This is a genomic window from Pseudoroseicyclus sp. CXY001 (genome assembly GCF_041714655.1).
GTDB lineage: Bacteria > Pseudomonadota > Alphaproteobacteria > Rhodobacterales > Rhodobacteraceae > Pseudoroseicyclus_A.
In genome coordinates this window covers 2088261-2106276 of the sequence record NZ_CP168219.1, presented here as the reverse complement: position 1 = coordinate 2106276, position 18016 = coordinate 2088261, and the positions used below count along the sequence as shown (strand labels likewise).

Genomic DNA, 18016 nt, shown 5'->3' with positions numbered 1-18016 from the left:
CCGGGCCGCTGACCCGTCAGCTCTCGCGCGTATCGGGCGCCGCGGTCTCGGCCGGCTGGTCGGCGCGGGCCGTGGCGGCGGCGGCGCGTTCGGTGCTGGCATCGACCTCGCGGGCTACGGCCTCTGCCCTCGCCTCGTCCTCCGCCGCGGCGGCGGCGGCCGTCTCGGCGTCGATGGCGGCCTCGGCGGAGCGCTGGCGCGAATCCTCGGCGGCCTCGCGGGCCGCGGCCTCGCGCTGGCGCGCCTCGAAATCCGGCAGCATCGAGATGCCGAAGGGCTTGAGCACGCGCTCGGGCGCCGTGGAGGGGCGGGCGGTCTCCAGCCCCTCGAGCCGGGCGCGGGCGATCTTGCCGGCCTCGGTGGTGGGGCCGACTGAGGCCGCAGCCTGGGGCGGAGCGAGGACGAGCGGCAGGGCCTCGGGGGCCGACCGGGCGAGGGCGGCGCTGTCGGCGCTGGGCCGCAGGTCGGGGGTCGGTTGCGGGGCGGCGTGGCCGCCCGGCGGCGGCACGCCCGGATTGACGGTGATATCCATCGCGATCTCCAGATGACGCATATCGGGCGACGGGAATCTGCGCCCCGAGGCGTAAACGAGGGGTAAAGTCCGGCAGGGGAACGGAGGTGCTGGTTAACGGCGGGCCCCGGGTTGAACCGGCGCGCCTCGTGGCGGCACCTTTGACCGAAGGCGGGCGCGGGGCGCCGATTGCCCTGACAAGGTCGTGGAGCGAGCATGAGCCAGGCGGAGAAGGAACGCGCGCTCGGCGCCTATCTCGTCGCCTCCGCCCGCACGGGCGACCGGCGGGCGATGGACGGGCTCGTGCGGCTCCACGGGCCGCGGCTCTTCGCCCATGCGGCGCGGCTTCTCGGCGAGCGCGAGGGCGCGCGGGATGCGGTGCAGGAGGCCTGGGTGGAGATCCTCCGCGCCCTGCCGGCGCTCCGCGACGACGCGGCCTTCCTGCCCTTCGCGCTAAGGATCACATCCCGCCGCGTAGGGCGGATCATCGGCGCCCGCCAGCGCCAGCGCGCCATCGCCGCCGAGGCGGGAGCGCAGGCCCTGGCGCTGGGCACCGCTGAGGCGGGTGAGCCGGGGGCGGAGGCGCATGACGCCGCCCGGGTGCGGGCGGCACTCGAGGCGCTGCCCCCGGCCCACCGGGCCACGGTGGCGCTTTTCTATCTGGAGGATCTGACCGTTGCCGAGGTGGCGGCGGTCCTGGATGTGCCCCTGGGCACGATCAAGACGCGGCTCATGCATGCCCGGGCGAAGCTCCGGGCGCTCCTGGAGCCGCAGGATGGAGAAGTCTCATGAGCAAGATCGACGACCTGATCCGGGAGGCGCTCGAGGGCGAGGACCGGCAGATGGCGAAGGAGCTGGAGGAGGCGGGCTGGTTCCGCCTCGCCTTCGGGCTCTTCCGCGGCCCGCTCGGCTGGGTGACCTGGGTGCTGATGGTGGTGCAAACCGTGATGTTCGTCGCGGGCGGCTGGTGTGCCGTGAAATTCTTCGGCACCGAGGAGCTCCTGCCCGCGATCCGCTGGGGGATCTCCGGCGCCGTCCTCTGGCTGATGGCGGTGAGCCTCAAGCTCTCGCTCATGCCGCAGATCCAGGCCGACCGAGTGATCCGCGAGATCCGCCGGCTGGAGCTGGTCATGGCGCGGCGTGAGAGCTGAGGCGCGCTGCGCGCGGGTTTCGCCGCGCCTTCGGCGCGTCGACGGGGGGCGCGGGCCTGCGGCCCGCGCCGGAAGAGAGTGGGGCGTGTGAGGGGAAGGCGGTGCTACGGCCCGCGGTGGGGTGGAAGAGATTTTCGCTTCCGAACTCACCAAAGCAGCAGCTTCGGAGCCCTCCATCGCTGGTGGGGCCTCGGCCACGGCGGCAGCCCGGTCAAGCGGAATGACGGTTTCCACCGCCCGTGCCGGGCGGCGGAGCCTCCGCAATTCCGCTTGACCGGGCCGCCCCCGCGGCCGGACGAGGCCCCAGCGATGGACGGCTCCGAAGCAGCGGCCCTGGTGGCGGAGGGGGCGGGACGCGGTTGGGGCGGTTCGGCTGGCGGCGGGGCGATCCCGGGGCGGGCGGGCTCAGCCGGGGAAGCGCTTCACGAAGAAATGGCGGGAATGGCCGGGGAGGTACTCGGCGATGGTGCCGACCTCCTCGAATCCATGGGCGCGGTAGAAGGCCGGGGCCTGGAAGGAGAAGGTGTCGAGCCAGATGCCGCGGGCGCCGGCGGCGCGGGCCTCGTCCTCGACGGCGCTGAGGAGCAGGGCGCCGACGCCCTTGCCGCGCTGGGCGGGCGCCACGGCGAGGAGGCGGACGAAGCAGAAGGCGGCGCCGAGCGCGGCGTCGATGCCGCCGGCATAGCTCTCGCCCTCGGGGGCGGTGCTCTCATGCGCCTCGAAGATCAGGGCCCGGGAGTGGAAACTGATGCCGAGGGCGGCGGCATGTTCGGTGAGGAGCGCGCCGATGCGGCCGCGGGCGGCATCGGCCGGGGTCGCGGGGGCGGCATCGTCCCCCTCGGGGGCGGGGATGCGGCGGATCTCGATCATGGGGGGCTCCGGACCGTGGGTCGCCGCCACCGGCGAACCGGCGGCGGCGGGGAGGGCCGGCCGAGGAGGTGGCCGGCGTCATGAGCCGAGGCGGGAGGCCCCGGTTCATACCGTGGCGGGGCGTTAGCCCCGGTTCATCCTGTTCTCGATCAGCTCGTCGACCACCGAGGGGTCGGCCAGCGTCGATGTGTCACCGAGGGAGCCGTAGTCGTTTTCGGCGATCTTGCGCAAGATCCGGCGCATGATCTTGCCCGAGCGTGTCTTCGGCAGCCCGGGCGCCCACTGGATGAGGTCCGGCTTGGCGATCGGGCCGATCTCGCGGCGCACCCAGGTCTCGAGCTCCTTGCGGAGCTCGTCGGAGGGCTCCACGTCGTTCATGAGGGTCACATAGGCATAGATGCCCTGGCCCTTCACGTCATGCGGATAGCCGACGACGGCGGCCTCGGCGACCTTCTCATGGGCGACGAGGGCGCTTTCGACCTCGGCCGTGCCCATGCGGTGGCCCGAGACGTTGATGACGTCATCGACGCGGCCGGTGATCCAGTAATAGCCGTCCTCGTCGCGGCGGCAGCCGTCGCCGGCGAAGTAATAGCCCTTGTATTGCTGGAAATAGGTGGCCTCGAACCGCTCGTGATCGCCCCAGACCGTGCGCATCTGCCCCGGCCAGCTGTCCTTGATCGCCAGCACGCCGTCGGCGGGATTGCCCTCGATCTCGCGGCCGCTCTCGGCCTCGAGCACCGCGGGCTGCACGCCGAAGAAGGGCAGGGTGGCCGAGCCGGGCTTGGTGGTCGTCGCGCCGGGCAGGGGGGTGATCATGTGGCCGCCGGTCTCGGTCTGCCACCAGGTGTCGACGATGGGGAGTTTTCCCTTGCCGACATGGGTGTTGTACCAGGCCCAGGCCTCGGGGTTGATCGGCTCGCCGACCGTGCCGAGCACCTTCAGCGTCGACAGATCGGCGCCCTCGACGAATTTTGTCCCCTGACCCATCAGCGCGCGGATCGCCGTCGGCGCCGTGTAGAACTGGTTGACCTTGTGCTTGTCGATCACCTGCCAGAAGCGGCTCGCGTCCGGCCAGGTCGGCACGCCCTCGAACATCAGCGTCGTCGCGCCGTTCGCCAGCGGCCCGTAGAGGATGTAGCTGTGCCCCGTGACCCAGCCGACATCGGCGCCGCACCAGAAGACGTCGCCGTCGTGATAGTCGAACGTGTACTGGTGGGTCATCGCCGCATAGACGAGATAGCCGCCGGAGCTGTGCACGACGCCCTTGGGCTTGCCGGTCGAGCCGGAGGTATAGAGGATGAAGAGCGGGTCTTCCGCGTTCATCGGCCGGGGCGGGCAATCGGGGGCCGCGACCTCCATCTGCGCCTTCACGTCGACATCGCGCCCGTCGATCCAGGTGGTCTGGTCGCCGGTATGCTTGACGACGAGGCAGCGCACCTTGTCGGAGCAATGCAGCAGCGCCGCGTCGGTATTCGACTTCAGCGCCGTCTTGCGCCCGCCGCGCGGGGCGGTGTCGGAGGTGACGACGACCTTGGCGCCGCTGTCGTTGATGCGGTTGGCGAGCGCGTCGGGCGAGAAACCGGCGAAGACGACCGAATGCACGGCGCCGATCCGGGCGCAGGCGAGCATGGCATAGGCGGCCTCGGGGATCATCGGCAGGTAGATCACCACCCGGTCGCCCCGCATCACGCCCTGGCTGAGGAGCACATTGGCGAAGCGGCAGACCTTCTCGTGAAGCTGCCGGTAGCTGATGTGCTGCGCCTCGTCTTCGGGGTCGTCGGGCTCGAAGATGATGGCGGTCTGGTCGCCGCGCGTATCCAGATGCCGGTCGATGCAATTGGCGGCGACGTTGAGAACGCCGTCCTCGTACCACTTGATCGAGACATTGCCGAAGGCGAAGGAGGTGTTCTTCACGCGGGTATAGGGCTCGATCCAGTCGAGCCGTTTGCCTTCCTCGCCCCAGAACGCCTCGGGGTCGGCCACCGATGCGGCATACATCTCGTCATAGCGGGCCTTGTCGGCATGAGCCGAGGCGGCGAGCTCCGCCGGGGGCGGGAAGCTCTTCGCCGTCACCTCGTTTGCGTCTGCCATGGTCTCCTCCCCCTTATTGGCCGTCAGATCGCCAGATACTGGGCGCGCAGCGCCTCGTTCTCCAGCACTTCCTCTGCCGATCCGTCGAACACCACCTGCCCGGTGTCAAGGATGACGGCCCTGTCGGCGAGCTTGAGGGCGGCGACGGCGTTCTGCTCGACGATGACCGTGGTGATGCCCTGGTCGCGGATCAGCTCCAGCGTCTTGGCGATCTCCTGCACGATGACCGGGGCGAGGCCCTCGTAGGGCTCGTCGAGGAGGAGCACCTTGATATCGCGCGCCAGCGCCCGGGCGATGGCCAGCATCTGCTGCTCGCCGCCGGAGAGGGTGACGCCCTCCTGGGTCCGCCGCTCGCCGAGGCGGGGGAAGAGCTCGTAGATCCTATCGAGCGACCAGCCGATGGGCGGGTTGATCTGGGCGAGCTTGAGGTTCTCCTCCACCGTCAGCCCCGCGATGATGCGCCGGTCTTCCGGCACCAGCGCGATGCCGGCCTGCGCGGCCTGATGGCTCTTCATCTGGTGCAGCGGCTGGTGGTCGAGCCAGATCTCGCCATGCAACAGCGCCGGATTGCCGAGCCGGGCGATGGTGCGCAGCGTCGAGGTCTTGCCGGCGCCGTTCCGCCCCAGGAGCGCTAGGATCTCGCCCTCGTGGATGTCGAAGCTGACGCCCTGCACGATGTAGCTCTCGCCGTAATAGGCGCGGATGTCCCAGACGGAGAGGAACTTGGACGAGGTCGCCGCCATGTTCCGGTGCTTGTCGAAGGGCTGGCCGGACGAGAGGCGCTCTACATGGGTCATTCTTGCGTTTCCTTCGGGGCGGGCGGGCGTTTGTCGGCGAAAGGGGCGGGGCCCGGCATCTAGACCTGCGCCTCGCCGAGATAGGCTTCGCGGACCTTCGGGTGGCCCTTGATGTTCTCGGGCGTGTCCTCGATCAGCGGCGTGCCCTGGGCGAGGACGGTGATGCGTTCGGCGAGCGAGAAGACGACATGCATGTCGTGCTCGATGATGGCCATGGTGATGGGCCGCGCCGCCTTGATCTCCTTCAGAAGGTCGATCGTGTTGTTGGTGTCGGCCCGCGCCATGCCGGCGGTCGGCTCGTCGAGAAGCAGGAGCTTCGGCTGCTGCACGAGGCACATCGCCATCTCCAGCCGGCGCTTGTCGCCGCGCGAGAGCGAGCCGGCATGCAGGTGCCGCTTGTCGGCCATGTTGACGTCCACGAGGATCTGCTCCGCCTCCTCGATGACGCCGGCCTGGCTGCCGACGGTCGCGAAGCCCTGCATGCGGAAGGCGCCGTCCCGCCGCGCGAAGGAGGGGATGAGCACGTTCTCGAAGACCGAGAGGTCGTTGAAGATCTCCGGCGTCTGGAAGACGCGGGAGATGCCCATCTGGTTGATCTCGTGCGGCTTGCGCCCAAGGACGGACTTGCCGTCGAACATGACCGAGCCCGAATCCGGGATCAGCTTGCCGACGAGCACGTTCAGGAGCGTCGACTTGCCGGCGCCGTTCGGGCCGATGATGGCATGGACGCTCCCCTCCTCGACGGAGAGGTTGACGTCGCTCAGCGCCTTCAGCCCGCCGAAGCGCTTGTTGACGCCCTTGACTTCGAGAATGCCCATCGGTGCCTCCTATTCGGCCGGGTTGCGGCTGGCGTCTTCGGCCGGCTCGTCGGTGCCGCGGCGACGGCGAGAGAGCATGCGGCCGATGCGCTGGCCGCCCTCGACCAGCCCGCCGGGCAGGAAGATGACGACGAGCATGAACATGAGCCCCAGCGTCAGGTGCCAGCCCTCGCCGACGAATTTCGAGGCGACCCAGACAATGGCCTGCTCCAGCCCGTCGGGCAGGGCGTGGAACCAGGAATGCAGCACCGTCTCGTTGATCTTCGAGAAGATGTTCTCGCAATATTTGATGAAGCCGGCGCCGAGGACGGGGCCGATGAGCGTGCCCGCGCCGCCGAGGATGGTCATCAGCACCACCTCGCCCGAGGCCGTCCACTGCATCCGCTCGGCTCCCGCCAGCGGGTCCATCGCCGCCAGAAGGCCGCCCGCCAGCCCGGCATAGGCGCCGGAGATGATGAAGGCGGTCAGCGCATAGGGGCGCGAGTTGAGCCCGGTGTAGCTGAGGCGGTTGTTGTTGGACTTCACGGCCCGGAGCATCAGCCCGAAGGGCGAGCGGAAGATGCGGATCGAGACGTAGAAGGAGATCAGCATGATGATGGCGCAGAAGTAGTAGCCGACCGAGAAGTCGAAATCCCAGGGGCCAAGGCTCAGCGTCTCCTTCGCGCGCATCTCGAGCCCGAACAGATGGGTGACGATCGGGTCACCGGGGTCGCGCAGGTACTGCGGGTCGGAGGTATAGACCTGCAGGCCGGTCTCGCCGTTGGTGAGCGGCGTCAACACCGAATAGGCGAGGTTGTAGCTCATCTGCGCGAAGGCCAGCGTCAGGATCGAGAAGTAGATCCCCGAGCGGCGGAGCGAGATGTAACCGATCAGCACCGAGAAGAGCGAGGCCACGATGATCGACAGGAGCACCGCCGGCAGCACGTTGTAGCTGAGCAGCTTGAACATCCAGACCGCGGCATAGGAGCCGGCGCCGAGGAAGGCGGCATGGCCGAAGGAGAGATATCCCGTCAGCCCGAAGAGGATGTTGAAGCCGATGGCGAAGATCCCGAAGATCACGAAGCGCTGCATCAGGTCGGGATAGCCGGCGTTGAACTGCGCCATGGCCGAGCCGGTGGGGAAGGGGTTGAGGATGATCGGCGCCGCCAGCGCCATCACCGCGACGATGACGAGAATGATCGTGTCGCGTCTGCCAAGTCCGAGCATGTCTTACTCCTCCATCACGCCGCGCCGGCCGAGAAGGCCCCGCGGCCTTGTCAGCAGGATCACGATGGCGACGAGGTAGATGATGATCTGGTCGATCCCCGGCAGGATGGATTTCACCTCGTTCATCGAGGCGAAGCTCTGCACGATGCCGAGGAGGAAGCCGGCGAGCACGGCGCCCGGCAGGCTCCCCATGCCGCCCACCACGACGACCACGAAGGACAGGACGAGGAAGTCCATCCCCATGTGGTAGTTGGGGCTGAGGATGGGCGTGTACATCACGCCCGCGAGCCCCGCGACGGCGGCGGCGATGCCGAACATCAGCGTGAAGCGCTTGTCGATGTCGATGCCGAGAAGGCCGACCGTTTCCCTGTCCGCCATGCCGGCGCGGACGACCATGCCGAAGGTGGTGAACTGCAGGAAGGCGAAGACCCCGGCGATGATGAGCGCCGCGAAGACGAAATAGACGAGCCGCCAGGCGGGATAGATGATCGCATTGGGCGGGAAGCCGAGCCAGGCGCCGAAGTCGATCGAGCCGCGCAGCGCATCGGGCGCCGGGGTGGGGATCGGGTTGGCGCCGTAGAACTGGCGGATCACCTCCTGCAGGACGATGGCGAGCCCGAAGGTCACCAGGATCTGGTCCGCATGGGGGCGCTTGTAGAAATGCTGGATGAGCCCGCGCTCCATGATCCAGCCGATGAGCATCATCACCGGAATGGCAAGGAGGATGGCGATCGGCACCGACCAGGAGATCAGCGTCTCGCCCACCTCGGGGCCGAACCAGGAGTGAAGATAGGGCACGTCGACCTTCAGCGGATTGCCGAGGAAGTCGGTGCGCGTGTCGTCGATCTCGGTATGCGACAGGCCCATCAGCCGCTGCACGGTGACGGCGCAGAAGGCGCCGATCATGAAGAGCGCCCCGTGGGCGAAGTTCACCACGCCGAGCGTGCCGAAGATGAGCGTCAGCCCCAGCGCGATCAGCGCATAGGCCGAGCCCTTGTCCAGACCATTGAGGATCTGAAGGATGATTGCGTCCATTGTCCCGCCTCAGATGCGGCGGCCGTCCCCGCCTTGGGGGGACAGCCGCTCTTCTTGATCGGGCGGGGGCCGGCCGCGCCGGCCCCCGCCCCCGGGGCCGTCAGGCGCCCGGGTTGCACTCGCCGAGATCGCCGCCGGCGAACATCGGGTGATCGGGCTCGTAGGTGACCTGCTCGACCGGGGTGACTTCCACGATCTCGAGGTTGTCGAACGGCGTCGTCGGGTTCTCGGCGCCCTTCATGACCAGCACGTCCTTGAAGCACTGGTGATCCTCGGCGCGGTAGAGCGTCGGCCCGTTGCCCATCCCGTCGAACTCGAAGCCCTCGAGGGCCTCGACCACGGCGCAGGGGTTGAACGAGCCGGCCCGCGTCACGGCATCGGCATAGAGCAGCGTCTGCACGTAGCAGGTGTGCGCCGAGCCCGACGGCGGGAAGCCGTATTTCTCGCCGAAGGAGCGGGTGAAGGCGGCGGTGCCCTCGTCGCCCAGCTGCCAGTTCCAGTTCATCGAGCCGTAGACGCCCTTGATGGCATCGCCGGCACCGGCCGCCATCAGCTCGGAATAGAGCGGCACGATGATCTCGAAGTTGTTGCCGTTGACCTGGCGGTCGCGCAGGCCGAACTGCACGGCCTGGGTCAGCGAGTTCACCATGTCCCCGCCATAGTGGTTGAGGATGAGGACGTCGGCGCCGGAGTTGATGACCGGGGCGATGTAGGACGAGAAGTCCCCCGCGCCGACGGGCGTCAGCACCGTCTCGACCGTCTCCCAGCCGAGCGCCTCGGTGGCGGCGATCATCGATTCCTCCTGGGTCCAGCCCCAGGTGTAATCGGCGGTCAGGTGATAGGCGCGGCGCTCGCCGCCATAGGCCTGCTCCAGCACCGGCCCGAGGGCGGCGCCCGACATGTAGCCGTTGAAGAAGTGACGGAAGCCGTTGCGCTTCTTGTCCTTGCCGGTGGTGTCGTTGGAGTGGGTGAGGCCGGCCATGAAGATCACGCCGGCTTCCTGGCACAGGCCCTGCACGGCGATGGCGACGCCCGAGGACGAGCCGCCGTTGATCATGATCGCGCCGTCCTTCTGGATCATCGACTGCGCGGTAGCGCGGGCGACGTCGGACTTGGTCTGCGTGTCGCCGGTGACGAACTCGACGCGCTTGCCGAGGATGCCGGTGCCGTCCAGCGCCTTCGACGAGAAGGTGTTGAGCATGCCGCCGTCGCCTTCGCCGTTGAGATGCTCGACGGCCAGCTGCTGGGCGCGCAGCTCGTCGAGACCTTCTTCGGCATAGGGGCCGGTCTGGGGAACGTTGAAGCCGAAGACGACGGAATCGCCCGTCGGCTCGTTCGTGAAGGCGGCTGCCGAGGAGCCGGTGAAGATCGTCGGCAGCGCCAGGCCGCCGGCGGTGAAGGCCGTCGATTTCATCACGCCGCGTCGCGTGAAGTTGCTCTTTGTCATGGGTGGTTTCTCCTCCCTTGCCACGGGCGCGCCTGCGGAAGGGGGCCTCCTCGCCCCCCGCCAAGGCGGGCGCACTGAGTACCAGTGCTGGGCTGCATACTCGGGGTGTGGCGAAAACTTCTCAACAAGCCTCACGTTTAAAACGGTTTTTTTGTAAAGACATCCACATGAAGGGCGGTTAATCTGTAAAGAAGTTTTCCCGCGCCCGCAGAAAGCGCCTGAAAAGGCGAAAGGAAATCGGCATGGCCCAGCCCGTTCAGCCGGCGCTCACCGGCTCGCGCATCCGCCAGCGGCGGCTGGACCGCGGGCTCTCGCAGGTCGAGCTGGCGGCCGTGGTCGGGATTTCGGCCTCCTACCTCAATCTGATCGAGCACAACCGGCGCAGAATCGGCGGCGCGCTGCTCAACGCCATCGCCCGCGAGCTCGGCAGCGATCCGGCGCTCCTGGTAGAAGGCGGCGGCGCCGGGCTGGCGGCGGCGCTGCGCGCGGCGGCGGGGGCCCGGCCGGAGGCGGGGGCGGAGCTCGAGCGGGCCGAGGATCTCGCCGGGCGCTTCCCCGGCTGGGCGCGGCTTCTGGCGGCGCAGGCGGGCCGGATCGGCGCGCTGGAAGAGCAGATGGCCGCGCTCACGGACAGGCTGACGCATGATCCGGCGCTCGCCGCCTCGATGCACGAGGTAATCTCGGCCGTGACGGCGATCCGCTCCACCGCCTCGATCCTCGCCTCCGGCGAAGCGCTCGACGGCGACTGGCAGGCGCGCTTTCATCGCAACATCTTCGAGGATTCCCAGCGCCTCGCGGCCGAGAGCCGCTCGCTCGCCGCCTATCTCGAAGGCCCCGGCGAGGCGGCGCTGCAGACGCCCTTCGACGAGCTCGAGGCGGCGCTCGAGCGGGCCGGCCAGCATCTGCCGGCGCTGGAGGCGGCGGGCGCGGAGCCCGAGGCGATCCTGACCGCGCTTCCCGGCCTCTCGGCCGCTGCGGCGCCCCTGGCCCTCGCCTGGGCCCGCCGCTACCGCGCGGATGCGAGGGCCCTGCCTCTGCAAGGCTTCGCACCCCTCGCCAAGGCGGAGGATCACGACCCCGGCGCCCTCGTCGCCGCCACCGGCGCCCCGGCCGAGGTGGTGCTGCGCCGCCTCGCGACGCTGCCGCCCTCCGGCGGGCACCCCGCCTTCGGTCTCGCAATCTGCGATGCGGCGGGGGCGCTCACGCGGCTCCGCCCGCTGCCCGGCCTGGCGCTGCCCCGCTCGGGCGGTTGCCCGCTCTGGCCGCTCTTTCAGGCGCTGGGCCAGCCCGGCCGCCCGATCGCGGCGCGCGTCGCCATGCCGGGGGAGCGGGGCGGGACCTTCCTCGCCCATGCGGCGGCGGCGCCGGAGCGCCCGGCGGGGTTCGGCGGCCCGGCGCCGCTGACCTCCGTCATGCTCCTGCGGCCCGCTCCGGCGGAGGGCGCGGCGATCCCGGCCGGGACGGCCTGCCGCATCTGCCCCCGCACGCAGTGCAGCGCCCGCCGCGAGCCGGCGCTTGTGCCCGGGATGGCGCCGGGGCTCTGAGCGGCGCACCGCGGCGCCGGTGTGGCCCGAGATACTTTCCGAGGAAAATTTCTCCCCCCGAGGGGTTGCGACACTTTGACTTGAACGTCAAAGGCCGCGATAGTCCGCGAGGTCCCGCTCCCGCAAAGAGGCGCGGGCCAGGGGGATATCTATGGCCAAGCGCGTCCTGCTCATCGAGGACGAGCCGAACATCATCGAGGCGATCAGTTTCATTCTGACCCGCGATGGCTGGACGGTGCACACCCATTCCGACGGCGAGACCGCCGCAGAACGGGTCCGTGCCCATCCGCCGGATCTCATCATTCTCGATGTCATGCTCCCCGGCCGGTCCGGCTACGACATCCTGCGCGACCTGCGGGCCGACGCGCTCACCGAGCGCCTGCCGGTGATGATGCTTACCGCGCGCGGCCAGTCGAAGGACCGCGACATGGCGCTGCGGCTCGGGGCCGATCACTTCATGATCAAGCCCTTCTCCAACGCCGAGATCCTGGCCCACGTCCGCACGCTCGCGGGGGGCTAGGGGCCGATGGCGCGCCCGTCCGCCCCGGTCTTTCTCGCGCGCAACACCTATCGCCGCCGCCGGCTCGCCGATGCCGCGCGGATCCTGCCGGTGCTCGGCGCCGTTCTCTTCATGCTGCCGCTCCTGTGGCGCGAGGGCGAGGCCGGGACGGCCGCCGGGCTCATCTACATCTTCACGATCTGGACGCTCCTGATCGTGCTTGCCCGCGTCCTGTCGCACCGGCTGGGTGCCGCGGAGGACGAGGGCCCCGGCGAGGCCCCGCGCTGATGCCGCCGTTCAATGCCCTCATCGCCGCCGCCGTCGGCTATGTGGCCTTCCTCTTCATCGTCGCCTTCGCCGCCGAGCGCCGGGCGGCCCGCGCCGGCGGCTCCTGGCTGCGCTCGCCGCTGGTCTATACGCTGTCGCTTTCGATCTATTGCACGGCCTGGACCTTCTACGGCGCCGTCGGCTACGCCGCGCGGTCGGGGCTCGAATATCTGACGATCTATCTCGGCCCGACGCTGGTCATCACCGGCTGGTGGCTGATCCTGCGCAAGCTCGTCCGCATCGGGCGGAGCCAGCGGATCACCTCCATCGCCGATCTCATCTCGTCGCGCTTCGGCAAGTCGGCGCCGCTCGCCGTGCTGGTGACGCTGCTCGCTGTCGTCGGCGTCACGCCCTATATCGCGCTGCAATTGCAGAGCATCACGCTCTCCTTCGCCGTCTTCGCCGAGAATGCCGGCGGCGACGCGGTGGATCTCGGCGGCATCGCGCTCTGGAGCGCCGCCGGGCTCGCGCTCTTCACCGTCCTTTTCGGCACGCGTAACCTCGATGCAAACGAGCGGCACCACGGCATCGTCATGGCCATCGCCGTCGAGGCCGTGGTGAAGCTCGGCGCGCTCCTTGCCGTCGGCATCTTCGTCATCTGGGGCGTCGGCGGGGGCCTGCGCCCCATGCTCGCCGCCATCGACGCCTCGCCCATCGCCGCATGGGAGCAGGATCACGGCCGCTGGATCGGGCTCACCTTCCTCTCCGCCGCCGCCTTCCTGACGCTACCGCGCATGTTTCAGGTGCTGGTGGTCGAGAATGCCGACGAGCGCCACCTCGCGACGGCGAGCTGGGCCTTCCCCGCCTATCTCGCCGCCATGTCGCTCTTCACCGTGCCCATCGCCGTCACCGGGCTCGCGATGCTGCCAGCGGGCTCCAACCCCGACATGTTCGTGCTCACCGTGCCGCTCGCCGAGCAGCAATACGGGCTGGCGACGCTGAGCTTTCTCGGCGGCTTTTCCTCCGCCACCTCGATGGTCATCGTCGCCACCATCGCACTCTCCACCATGATCTCGAACCACATTGCCCTGCCGCTCTGGCTGAGCCTCCGCCGCCCCGGCGCCACCGTCTCGGGCGACGTGCGGGCCGTGGTGCTTTCGGCGCGGCGGCTCTCCATCGCGGCGCTTCTCGGGCTCGGCTTCGTCTATTACCGCCTCTCCGGCGGGGGGGAGGCGCTGGCGGCCATCGGGCTCATCTCCTTCGCCGGCGTCGCGCAGGTGCTGCCGGTGATGATCGGCGGCATGTTCTGGCGGGGGGCTACCAAGGTCGGCGCCGGCGCCGGGCTCAGCGCCGGATTCCTCCTCTGGCTCTGGACGCTCTTCCTCCCCGGGCTCGGGGAGGGCGCGGTCATCCCGCTCGCCTGGATGGAGAGCGGCCCCTTCGGCCTCGCCTGGCTCCGCCCCCATGCGCTCTTCGGCATCGAGGGGATGGACCCGCTCCTTCACTGCATCCTCTGGTCGATGCTCTTCAACACCGGGCTCTTCCTTTTCGGCTCGCTCATGACCTTCCCGACGCCGGTCGAGCGGCTGCAGGGGGCGCAGTTCGTCAATGTCTTCGAACATGCCGCCGGCGCCACCACCTGGCGGCAAAGCGCCGCGCAGGCGGAGGACCTGCTCATCATGGCGCAGCGCATCATCGGCCCGGTGGAGGCGCAGGCGATCTTCCAGGCCGCCGCGGCGGGGCAGGGGAAAGCCGGCTATCTGCCGGATGTGACGCCGGAATTCATCCAGAGCCTCGAGCGCGAGCTCTCCGGCTCCGTCGGCGCCGCGACCGCCCATGCGATGATCGGCCAGATGACTGAGGGCGTCATGGTGTCGGTCGAAGACCTGATGGCCGTCGCCGACGAGGCCGCGCAGATCATGGAATATTCCGCCCGCCTCGAGGCGAAGTCGGAGGAGCTGGAGCGCACCGCCCGCGCGCTCCGCGATGCCAATGCCAAGCTCACCTCGCTCTCGGCCCAGAAGGATGCCTTCCTCGGCCAGATTTCCCACGAGCTCCGCACGCCCATGACCTCGATCCGCTCCTTCTCCGAGATCCTGCGCGAGGGCGGCATCGGGGCGGAGATGCAGCGGCGCTATGCGGCGATCATCTCGGAGGAGGCGATGCGCCTGACGCGCCTGCTCGACGACCTCCTCGACCTCTCGGTGCTCGAGAACGGGCAGGTGGTGCTCAACATCGCCGCCCAGCCGCTCCGCCAGACCATCGAGCGCGCCATCGGCGCCGCCGGGCAGCGGGCGGAGGGGCTGCGCATCCTCCGCCGCCCGGGCGAGGAGGAGCTGCGGGTCACCACCGATCACGACCGGCTGGCGCAGGTCTTCATCAACCTCATCTCCAATGCCGCGAAATATTGCGACGCCGCCCGGCCGGAGTTGCGCATCGACATCCGCCGCGCGGGCGAGGCGGTGGTGATCGACTTTACGGACAACGGCTCGGGCATCCCGGCGGAGCATACGAGCCTGATCTTCGAGAAGTTTTCTCGTCTGACCGACCATGCCCGCGCCGGCGGCGCCGGGCTCGGGCTCGCCATCTGCCGGGAGGTGATGGAGCGGCTCGGCGGCCAGATCGCCTATCTGCCGGGGCAGGGGGGCGCCGCCTTCCGCGTCACCCTGCCGGCGCGGGCACGCGTCGCGGCCTGACATCAACCTCGCCTTAAACCCCCCTCGGTAGGCATTTACCCGTTGGGGGCACACGGCTCCCCAAGGACTGCGGGCAGGATGTCGCAAACGGACGAGACGCCATTGCTCAGCCGGCTGGTCAAGCGTCGGCAGGTGCCGAAGGGGGAGTTTCCGCCTTCGGCCGCCCGTGTTTTGCGCCTGTCGATGACCCGCGCCGCCGAATCGGCCATCGGCCTGTCCTTGGTCGTCCTCGGCGTCGGCGAGGAGCGGCTGGAGCTCGAGCCGGCGCTCGAGGGGCTGGGGGAGGATTGGCTGCTGATCGGCCTTTGCGGGCCGGACGGCATGATCAACGGCCTCGCCGGGCTCGATGCCGAGGCCCGGGGGGCCGTGGTCGAGATGCAGACCCTGGGGGAGCTCCGGAGCCGCCCCGCCGAATCGCGCCCCATCACCGGCACCGATGCCGCCCTCTCGCTGCCCCTGATCGACGCGCTCATCGCCGATGTCTGCCAGACAGCGGAGGGCACGACGCTCGACGGCTGGGCGAACGGCGCCCGGGCGCTCCGCCGGCTCAGCGGCGTCAAGGCGGCGCGGCTGGTCTTGCCGGAGGGCAGCTACCGCATGGCGCGGCTGACGCTCGATCTCGGCCTCGCCGAGCGGCAGGGCGCGCTCTTCCTGATGCTCCCCGCCACCGGCGCCGGCCAGGCCGAGGATGCCGGGCCAGAGACCGATTGGTCGGGCGCGCTGCGCAGCGCCGTTCTCTCCGCCCCCGCGGTGCTGACGGCGGTGCTCCACCGCTTCCGCCTGCCTTACGCTGCCATCGAGAGCTTCAAGGTCGGCCAGGTGCTGCCCTTGCCCGGCGTCACCGTCGGCTCTCTCCGGCTCGAGGGGCCGGATGGCAAGCTCCAGGCCCGCGCCCGTCTCGGCCAGGCCTCGGGCCTGCGGGCCGTGCGCATCGAGGATCCGGGGCCGCCCTCCCTGCAGGACGTGCCGATCGGCGGGCGGAGCGGCGTCGGCGGGATGCCCCTGGGCGGGGGAATGGCGGGTGGAGGGATGCCTGGCGGTTTCGGCGCCCTTCCGCCCGCTGGGCCGCCGGGCACCGCTCCCGGCATCCCTCCTGACACCGCACCGGATACAGGCACCGGCTTCGGGATGCCGATGCCGGCCGCCGGGCTCGCACCCATGCCTCAGCCCATGCCGATGGCCATGCGCCCCGGCGCGGGGGAGGAGGAGGGAGAGGCAGCGCCCGCCTTCGCCCCCATGGCCGCGCCGCTCGGCATGGCGATGGGGGGCGACGGCGAGGCGCCGGGCTTCGCCGCGGCCCCGATGGGCCTGCCCGACCTGCCGGGCATCGGCCCGGAGCCGGGGGAGTCCGAAGAGAGCTGAAATGAAAGGAGCCGAGCCGGTAGCGGCTCGGCCGGAGACGCGCCCGCCCGGACCCGGGCCGCGGCGCCGCGGGCGTCAGCCGCCCAGCAGCGGCCGAAGGGGCGAGAGGTCGTAGCCGGCGCGGCCGGTCTTCTCGAGGATCTCGTCCACCGGCATCCGGCCCGCCTGGCCCATCGACCAGAGCATCGACGAGCGCGTGCCCGAGGCGCAATAGGCCAGCGCCTTGCCCTCCGCCCCCTCGATCAGCGCCGCCTGCTCGGCGGCCACTTCGGGCGTGATCGTCGGGCGCGTCACCGGCAGGTAGTGATAGCTCATCCCCGCCGCCTCCGCCGCCGCCCGCATGGCGGAGGACTGCAGCTCCGGCGGGTTCTCCTCGTCGGGGCGGTTGCAGATGATGGTCGTGTACCCGTCTGCGGCAATCGCCTCGAAATCCTCGGGGGCGAGCTGCGGGGCAACGGCATGGCGGTCGGTGATCGGGCGAATGTCCATGGGCCAAGCGGTAGCCCGCTGAGGGCCGTCCGTCCAGATGCTCACGCGCCGATCGCAATCTTGCGATGCGAGGGCGGCGCCGCTACCACGATCCCATGGTGCCCCCCGCGAGCGACCCCCCTCCGGCGATCGACGCCGATGCCATGGCCGAGGCCGCCGCGGCCGCGGTGGAGGTGCTGAAGGTCCTCTCCAACCCGGCGCGGCTTCTGTTGCTCTGCGAGCTTCTCGGCGGCGAGCGCAGCGTCAGCGAGCTCGAGGCGGCGCTCGGCGCCAGCCAGTCCTATGTCTCCGGCCAGCTCGCGCGGATGCGGGCGGAGGGGCTGGTGGCGACGACGCGGGACGGGCGGGTGATCCGCTACCGGCTCGACGATCCCCGGCTCGAGCCCATCCTCACCGTGCTCTACGATACGTTCTGCGCCCCGGACGCGCCCGGCCGGGGCTGAGCCCGGCTCAGCCGAGGAGCACGCCGACGACGGCGAGGCAGAGCCCGAGGAACGACAGGAAGAAGGCCGCGAGGTTGATCGGCACCAGCGGCTTCAGCCGGGCGCGCAGCGCCGCGTCATCGAGTCTTGCCCGCCGCGCGCCGAGCGCGCGCACGAGGCTGTAGAGGATGCCGGCAAGGCCGATCGCTGCCAGCGCCGCACCGATCCAGACGAGTAGGGCCATCGGGTCTCCCTTTCCCTCCAGGTTCCCGGCCCCTAGCGCAGCGCGCCGCCACCCCGCAAGTCCCCCCCGCAAGCCCCCGCAGCGAGACTGGCGGTCGCTTCGGCGGCGAAGGCTTGCGAGCCTGCCCCGGCGCGGCTAGTCAGAGGCCCCGATCCCATCAGGAGTGCCCGCCCATGGAAGACGACGTCCTTGCCACCCCGAGCCCGGGCAACGGTCCGGCCGCCAATCAGGGCGGCGTCGCCGGCGCCGAGCTGCGCGCCTTCGTCGAGCGCTTCGAGCGCCTCGAATCCGAGAAGAAGGATATCGCGGACGCCCAGAAAGAGGTGATGGCCGAGGCCAAGGGGCGCGGCTACGACACCAAGGTGCTCCGCAAGATCATCGCGCTGCGCAAGCGCGACAGCGACGACCTCGCCGAGGAAGAGGCGGTGCTCGAACTTTACAAGGCCGCGCTCGGCATGTGACGGGCCGGGCGCCGGCCCCCCCATGTCTTTGCTCCCGGGCATCCTCGGGGGGAGTCGGCCTTCAGGCCGACGGGGGACAGACAGCCCCCCGGCACCCGGCCTGCCA

The 18016-nt window shown here is 70.0% G+C and carries 19 protein-coding genes; 9 read left to right on the top strand and 10 right to left on the bottom strand.

Annotated elements, in window-relative coordinates; all coding sequences use genetic code 11:
• Positions 1-16: 16 nt before the first annotated feature.
• Positions 17-553 (bottom strand): hypothetical protein, encoded by a 537-nt coding sequence (locus ACAZ03_RS10290; protein ID WP_373353305.1) that lies wholly within the window; start codon positions 551-553, stop codon positions 17-19.
• 174 nt (positions 554-727) lie between these two features.
• On the opposite strand from ACAZ03_RS10290, the gene ACAZ03_RS10285 reads away from it, so the two are divergent.
• Both ACAZ03_RS10285 and ACAZ03_RS10280 read left to right on the top strand, forming a co-directional pair.
• Positions 728-1303 carry an RNA polymerase sigma factor gene (locus ACAZ03_RS10285; protein ID WP_373353303.1) on the top strand — a complete coding sequence of 192 codons (576 nt, stop codon included), beginning with the start codon at positions 728-730 and terminating at the stop codon, positions 1301-1303.
• Positions 1300-1662 (top strand): DUF6768 family protein, encoded by a 363-nt coding sequence (locus tag ACAZ03_RS10280; RefSeq protein WP_373353302.1) that lies wholly within the window; start codon positions 1300-1302, stop codon positions 1660-1662. Before ACAZ03_RS10285 ends, ACAZ03_RS10280 begins: the two co-directional genes overlap by 4 nt.
• A gap of 405 nt (positions 1663-2067) precedes the next feature.
• On the opposite strand, the gene ACAZ03_RS10275 is transcribed toward ACAZ03_RS10280, so the two are convergent.
• From ACAZ03_RS10275 to ACAZ03_RS10245, 7 genes are all read right to left on the bottom strand, one after another.
• The gene (locus ACAZ03_RS10275; protein ID WP_373353301.1) at positions 2068-2532 is read right to left on the bottom strand and encodes a GNAT family N-acetyltransferase; all 465 of its coding nucleotides are present in this window, start codon (positions 2530-2532) and stop codon (positions 2068-2070) included.
• A gap of 123 nt (positions 2533-2655) precedes the next feature.
• Entirely contained in the window at positions 2656-4623 is a 1968-nt protein-coding gene (gene acs / locus ACAZ03_RS10270; RefSeq protein WP_373353299.1) for an acetate--CoA ligase, read from the bottom strand.
• A 23-nt stretch (positions 4624-4646) separates the two neighbouring features.
• Entirely contained in the window at positions 4647-5420 is a 774-nt protein-coding gene (locus ACAZ03_RS10265) for an ABC transporter ATP-binding protein (protein WP_373353297.1), read from the bottom strand.
• A 59-nt stretch (positions 5421-5479) separates the two neighbouring features.
• Positions 5480-6238 (bottom strand): ABC transporter ATP-binding protein, encoded by a 759-nt coding sequence (locus ACAZ03_RS10260; RefSeq protein ID WP_373353295.1) that lies wholly within the window; start codon positions 6236-6238, stop codon positions 5480-5482.
• 9 nt (positions 6239-6247) lie between these two features.
• Positions 6248-7444: a branched-chain amino acid ABC transporter permease gene (locus ACAZ03_RS10255; protein ID WP_373353294.1), complete on the bottom strand. Its 1197-nt coding sequence runs from the start codon at positions 7442-7444 to the stop codon at positions 6248-6250.
• Between the two features lie 3 nt (positions 7445-7447).
• Entirely contained in the window at positions 7448-8479 is a 1032-nt protein-coding gene (locus ACAZ03_RS10250) for a branched-chain amino acid ABC transporter permease (protein WP_373353292.1), read from the bottom strand.
• A gap of 100 nt (positions 8480-8579) precedes the next feature.
• Positions 8580-9926 (bottom strand): substrate-binding protein, encoded by a 1347-nt coding sequence (locus ACAZ03_RS10245; protein WP_373353290.1) that lies wholly within the window; start codon positions 9924-9926, stop codon positions 8580-8582.
• A 242-nt stretch (positions 9927-10168) separates the two neighbouring features.
• Here ACAZ03_RS10245 and ACAZ03_RS10240 point away from each other — a divergent pair, with 242 nt between their 5' ends.
• The 5 genes from ACAZ03_RS10240 (at position 10169) to ACAZ03_RS10220 (ending at position 16294) form a co-directional block, all read left to right on the top strand.
• Complete coding sequence (locus tag ACAZ03_RS10240) at positions 10169-11470, top strand: helix-turn-helix domain-containing protein (protein WP_373353288.1); 1302 nt, start codon at positions 10169-10171, stop codon at positions 11468-11470.
• Between the two features lie 151 nt (positions 11471-11621).
• Positions 11622-11990 carry a response regulator transcription factor gene (locus ACAZ03_RS10235; RefSeq protein WP_373353287.1) on the top strand — a complete coding sequence of 123 codons (369 nt, stop codon included), beginning with the start codon at positions 11622-11624 and terminating at the stop codon, positions 11988-11990.
• A gap of 6 nt (positions 11991-11996) precedes the next feature.
• Positions 11997-12257 (top strand): hypothetical protein, encoded by a 261-nt coding sequence (locus tag ACAZ03_RS10230; RefSeq protein ID WP_373353285.1) that lies wholly within the window; start codon positions 11997-11999, stop codon positions 12255-12257.
• Positions 12257-14932 carry an ATP-binding protein gene (locus tag ACAZ03_RS10225; protein ID WP_373353283.1) on the top strand — a complete coding sequence of 892 codons (2676 nt, stop codon included), beginning with the start codon at positions 12257-12259 and terminating at the stop codon, positions 14930-14932. Before ACAZ03_RS10230 ends, ACAZ03_RS10225 begins: the two co-directional genes overlap by 1 nt.
• A 183-nt stretch (positions 14933-15115) precedes the next feature.
• A complete protein-coding gene (locus tag ACAZ03_RS10220) occupies positions 15116-16294 on the top strand; it encodes a FliM/FliN family flagellar motor switch protein (RefSeq protein WP_373353282.1) in 1179 nt (392 codons plus the stop codon).
• 75 nt (positions 16295-16369) lie between these two features.
• Here ACAZ03_RS10220 and ACAZ03_RS10215 read toward each other — a convergent pair whose 3' ends face one another.
• Positions 16370-16783, bottom strand: coding sequence for a TIGR01244 family sulfur transferase (locus tag ACAZ03_RS10215; RefSeq protein ID WP_373353280.1), 414 nt, complete (start codon positions 16781-16783; stop codon positions 16370-16372).
• Between the two features lie 95 nt (positions 16784-16878).
• Here ACAZ03_RS10215 and ACAZ03_RS10210 point away from each other — a divergent pair, with 95 nt between their 5' ends.
• Positions 16879-17226, top strand: coding sequence for an ArsR/SmtB family transcription factor (locus ACAZ03_RS10210; protein ID WP_373353278.1), 348 nt, complete (start codon positions 16879-16881; stop codon positions 17224-17226).
• A 7-nt stretch (positions 17227-17233) separates the two neighbouring features.
• Here ACAZ03_RS10210 and ACAZ03_RS10205 read toward each other — a convergent pair whose 3' ends face one another.
• The gene (locus ACAZ03_RS10205) at positions 17234-17449 is read right to left on the bottom strand and encodes a hypothetical protein (protein WP_373353277.1); all 216 of its coding nucleotides are present in this window, start codon (positions 17447-17449) and stop codon (positions 17234-17236) included.
• A 173-nt stretch (positions 17450-17622) separates the two neighbouring features.
• Between ACAZ03_RS10205 and ACAZ03_RS10200 the strand changes: the two genes are divergently transcribed.
• Entirely contained in the window at positions 17623-17910 is a 288-nt protein-coding gene (locus tag ACAZ03_RS10200; protein ID WP_373353276.1) for a DUF2312 domain-containing protein, read from the top strand.
• Positions 17911-18016: the final 106 nt, after the last annotated feature.

What these genes read in the sequence shown, in the direction of transcription:
- ACAZ03_RS10290 (WP_373353305.1), bottom strand. Translation starts at nt 553, where the DNA reads ATGCGTCATCTGGAGATCGCGATGGATATCACCGTCAATCCGGGCGTG.
- ACAZ03_RS10285 (WP_373353303.1), top strand. Translation starts at nt 728, where the DNA reads ATGAGCCAGGCGGAGAAGGAACGCGCGCTCGGCGCCTATCTCGTCGCC.
- ACAZ03_RS10280 (WP_373353302.1), top strand. Translation starts at nt 1,300, where the DNA reads ATGAGCAAGATCGACGACCTGATCCGGGAGGCGCTCGAGGGCGAGGAC.
- ACAZ03_RS10275 (WP_373353301.1), bottom strand. Translation starts at nt 2,532, where the DNA reads ATGATCGAGATCCGCCGCATCCCCGCCCCCGAGGGGGACGATGCCGCC.
- acs (WP_373353299.1), bottom strand. Translation starts at nt 4,623, where the DNA reads ATGGCAGACGCAAACGAGGTGACGGCGAAGAGCTTCCCGCCCCCGGCG.
- ACAZ03_RS10265 (WP_373353297.1), bottom strand. Translation starts at nt 5,420, where the DNA reads ATGACCCATGTAGAGCGCCTCTCGTCCGGCCAGCCCTTCGACAAGCAC.
- ACAZ03_RS10260 (WP_373353295.1), bottom strand. Translation starts at nt 6,238, where the DNA reads ATGGGCATTCTCGAAGTCAAGGGCGTCAACAAGCGCTTCGGCGGGCTG.
- ACAZ03_RS10255 (WP_373353294.1), bottom strand. Translation starts at nt 7,444, where the DNA reads ATGCTCGGACTTGGCAGACGCGACACGATCATTCTCGTCATCGTCGCG.
- ACAZ03_RS10250 (WP_373353292.1), bottom strand. Translation starts at nt 8,479, where the DNA reads ATGGACGCAATCATCCTTCAGATCCTCAATGGTCTGGACAAGGGCTCG.
- ACAZ03_RS10245 (WP_373353290.1), bottom strand. Translation starts at nt 9,926, where the DNA reads ATGACAAAGAGCAACTTCACGCGACGCGGCGTGATGAAATCGACGGCC.
- ACAZ03_RS10240 (WP_373353288.1), top strand. Translation starts at nt 10,169, where the DNA reads ATGGCCCAGCCCGTTCAGCCGGCGCTCACCGGCTCGCGCATCCGCCAG.
- ACAZ03_RS10235 (WP_373353287.1), top strand. Translation starts at nt 11,622, where the DNA reads ATGGCCAAGCGCGTCCTGCTCATCGAGGACGAGCCGAACATCATCGAG.
- ACAZ03_RS10230 (WP_373353285.1), top strand. Translation starts at nt 11,997, where the DNA reads ATGGCGCGCCCGTCCGCCCCGGTCTTTCTCGCGCGCAACACCTATCGC.
- ACAZ03_RS10225 (WP_373353283.1), top strand. Translation starts at nt 12,257, where the DNA reads ATGCCGCCGTTCAATGCCCTCATCGCCGCCGCCGTCGGCTATGTGGCC.
- ACAZ03_RS10220 (WP_373353282.1), top strand. Translation starts at nt 15,116, where the DNA reads ATGACCCGCGCCGCCGAATCGGCCATCGGCCTGTCCTTGGTCGTCCTC.
- ACAZ03_RS10215 (WP_373353280.1), bottom strand. Translation starts at nt 16,783, where the DNA reads ATGGACATTCGCCCGATCACCGACCGCCATGCCGTTGCCCCGCAGCTC.
- ACAZ03_RS10210 (WP_373353278.1), top strand. Translation starts at nt 16,879, where the DNA reads ATGGTGCCCCCCGCGAGCGACCCCCCTCCGGCGATCGACGCCGATGCC.
- ACAZ03_RS10205 (WP_373353277.1), bottom strand. Translation starts at nt 17,449, where the DNA reads ATGGCCCTACTCGTCTGGATCGGTGCGGCGCTGGCAGCGATCGGCCTT.
- ACAZ03_RS10200 (WP_373353276.1), top strand. Translation starts at nt 17,623, where the DNA reads ATGGAAGACGACGTCCTTGCCACCCCGAGCCCGGGCAACGGTCCGGCC.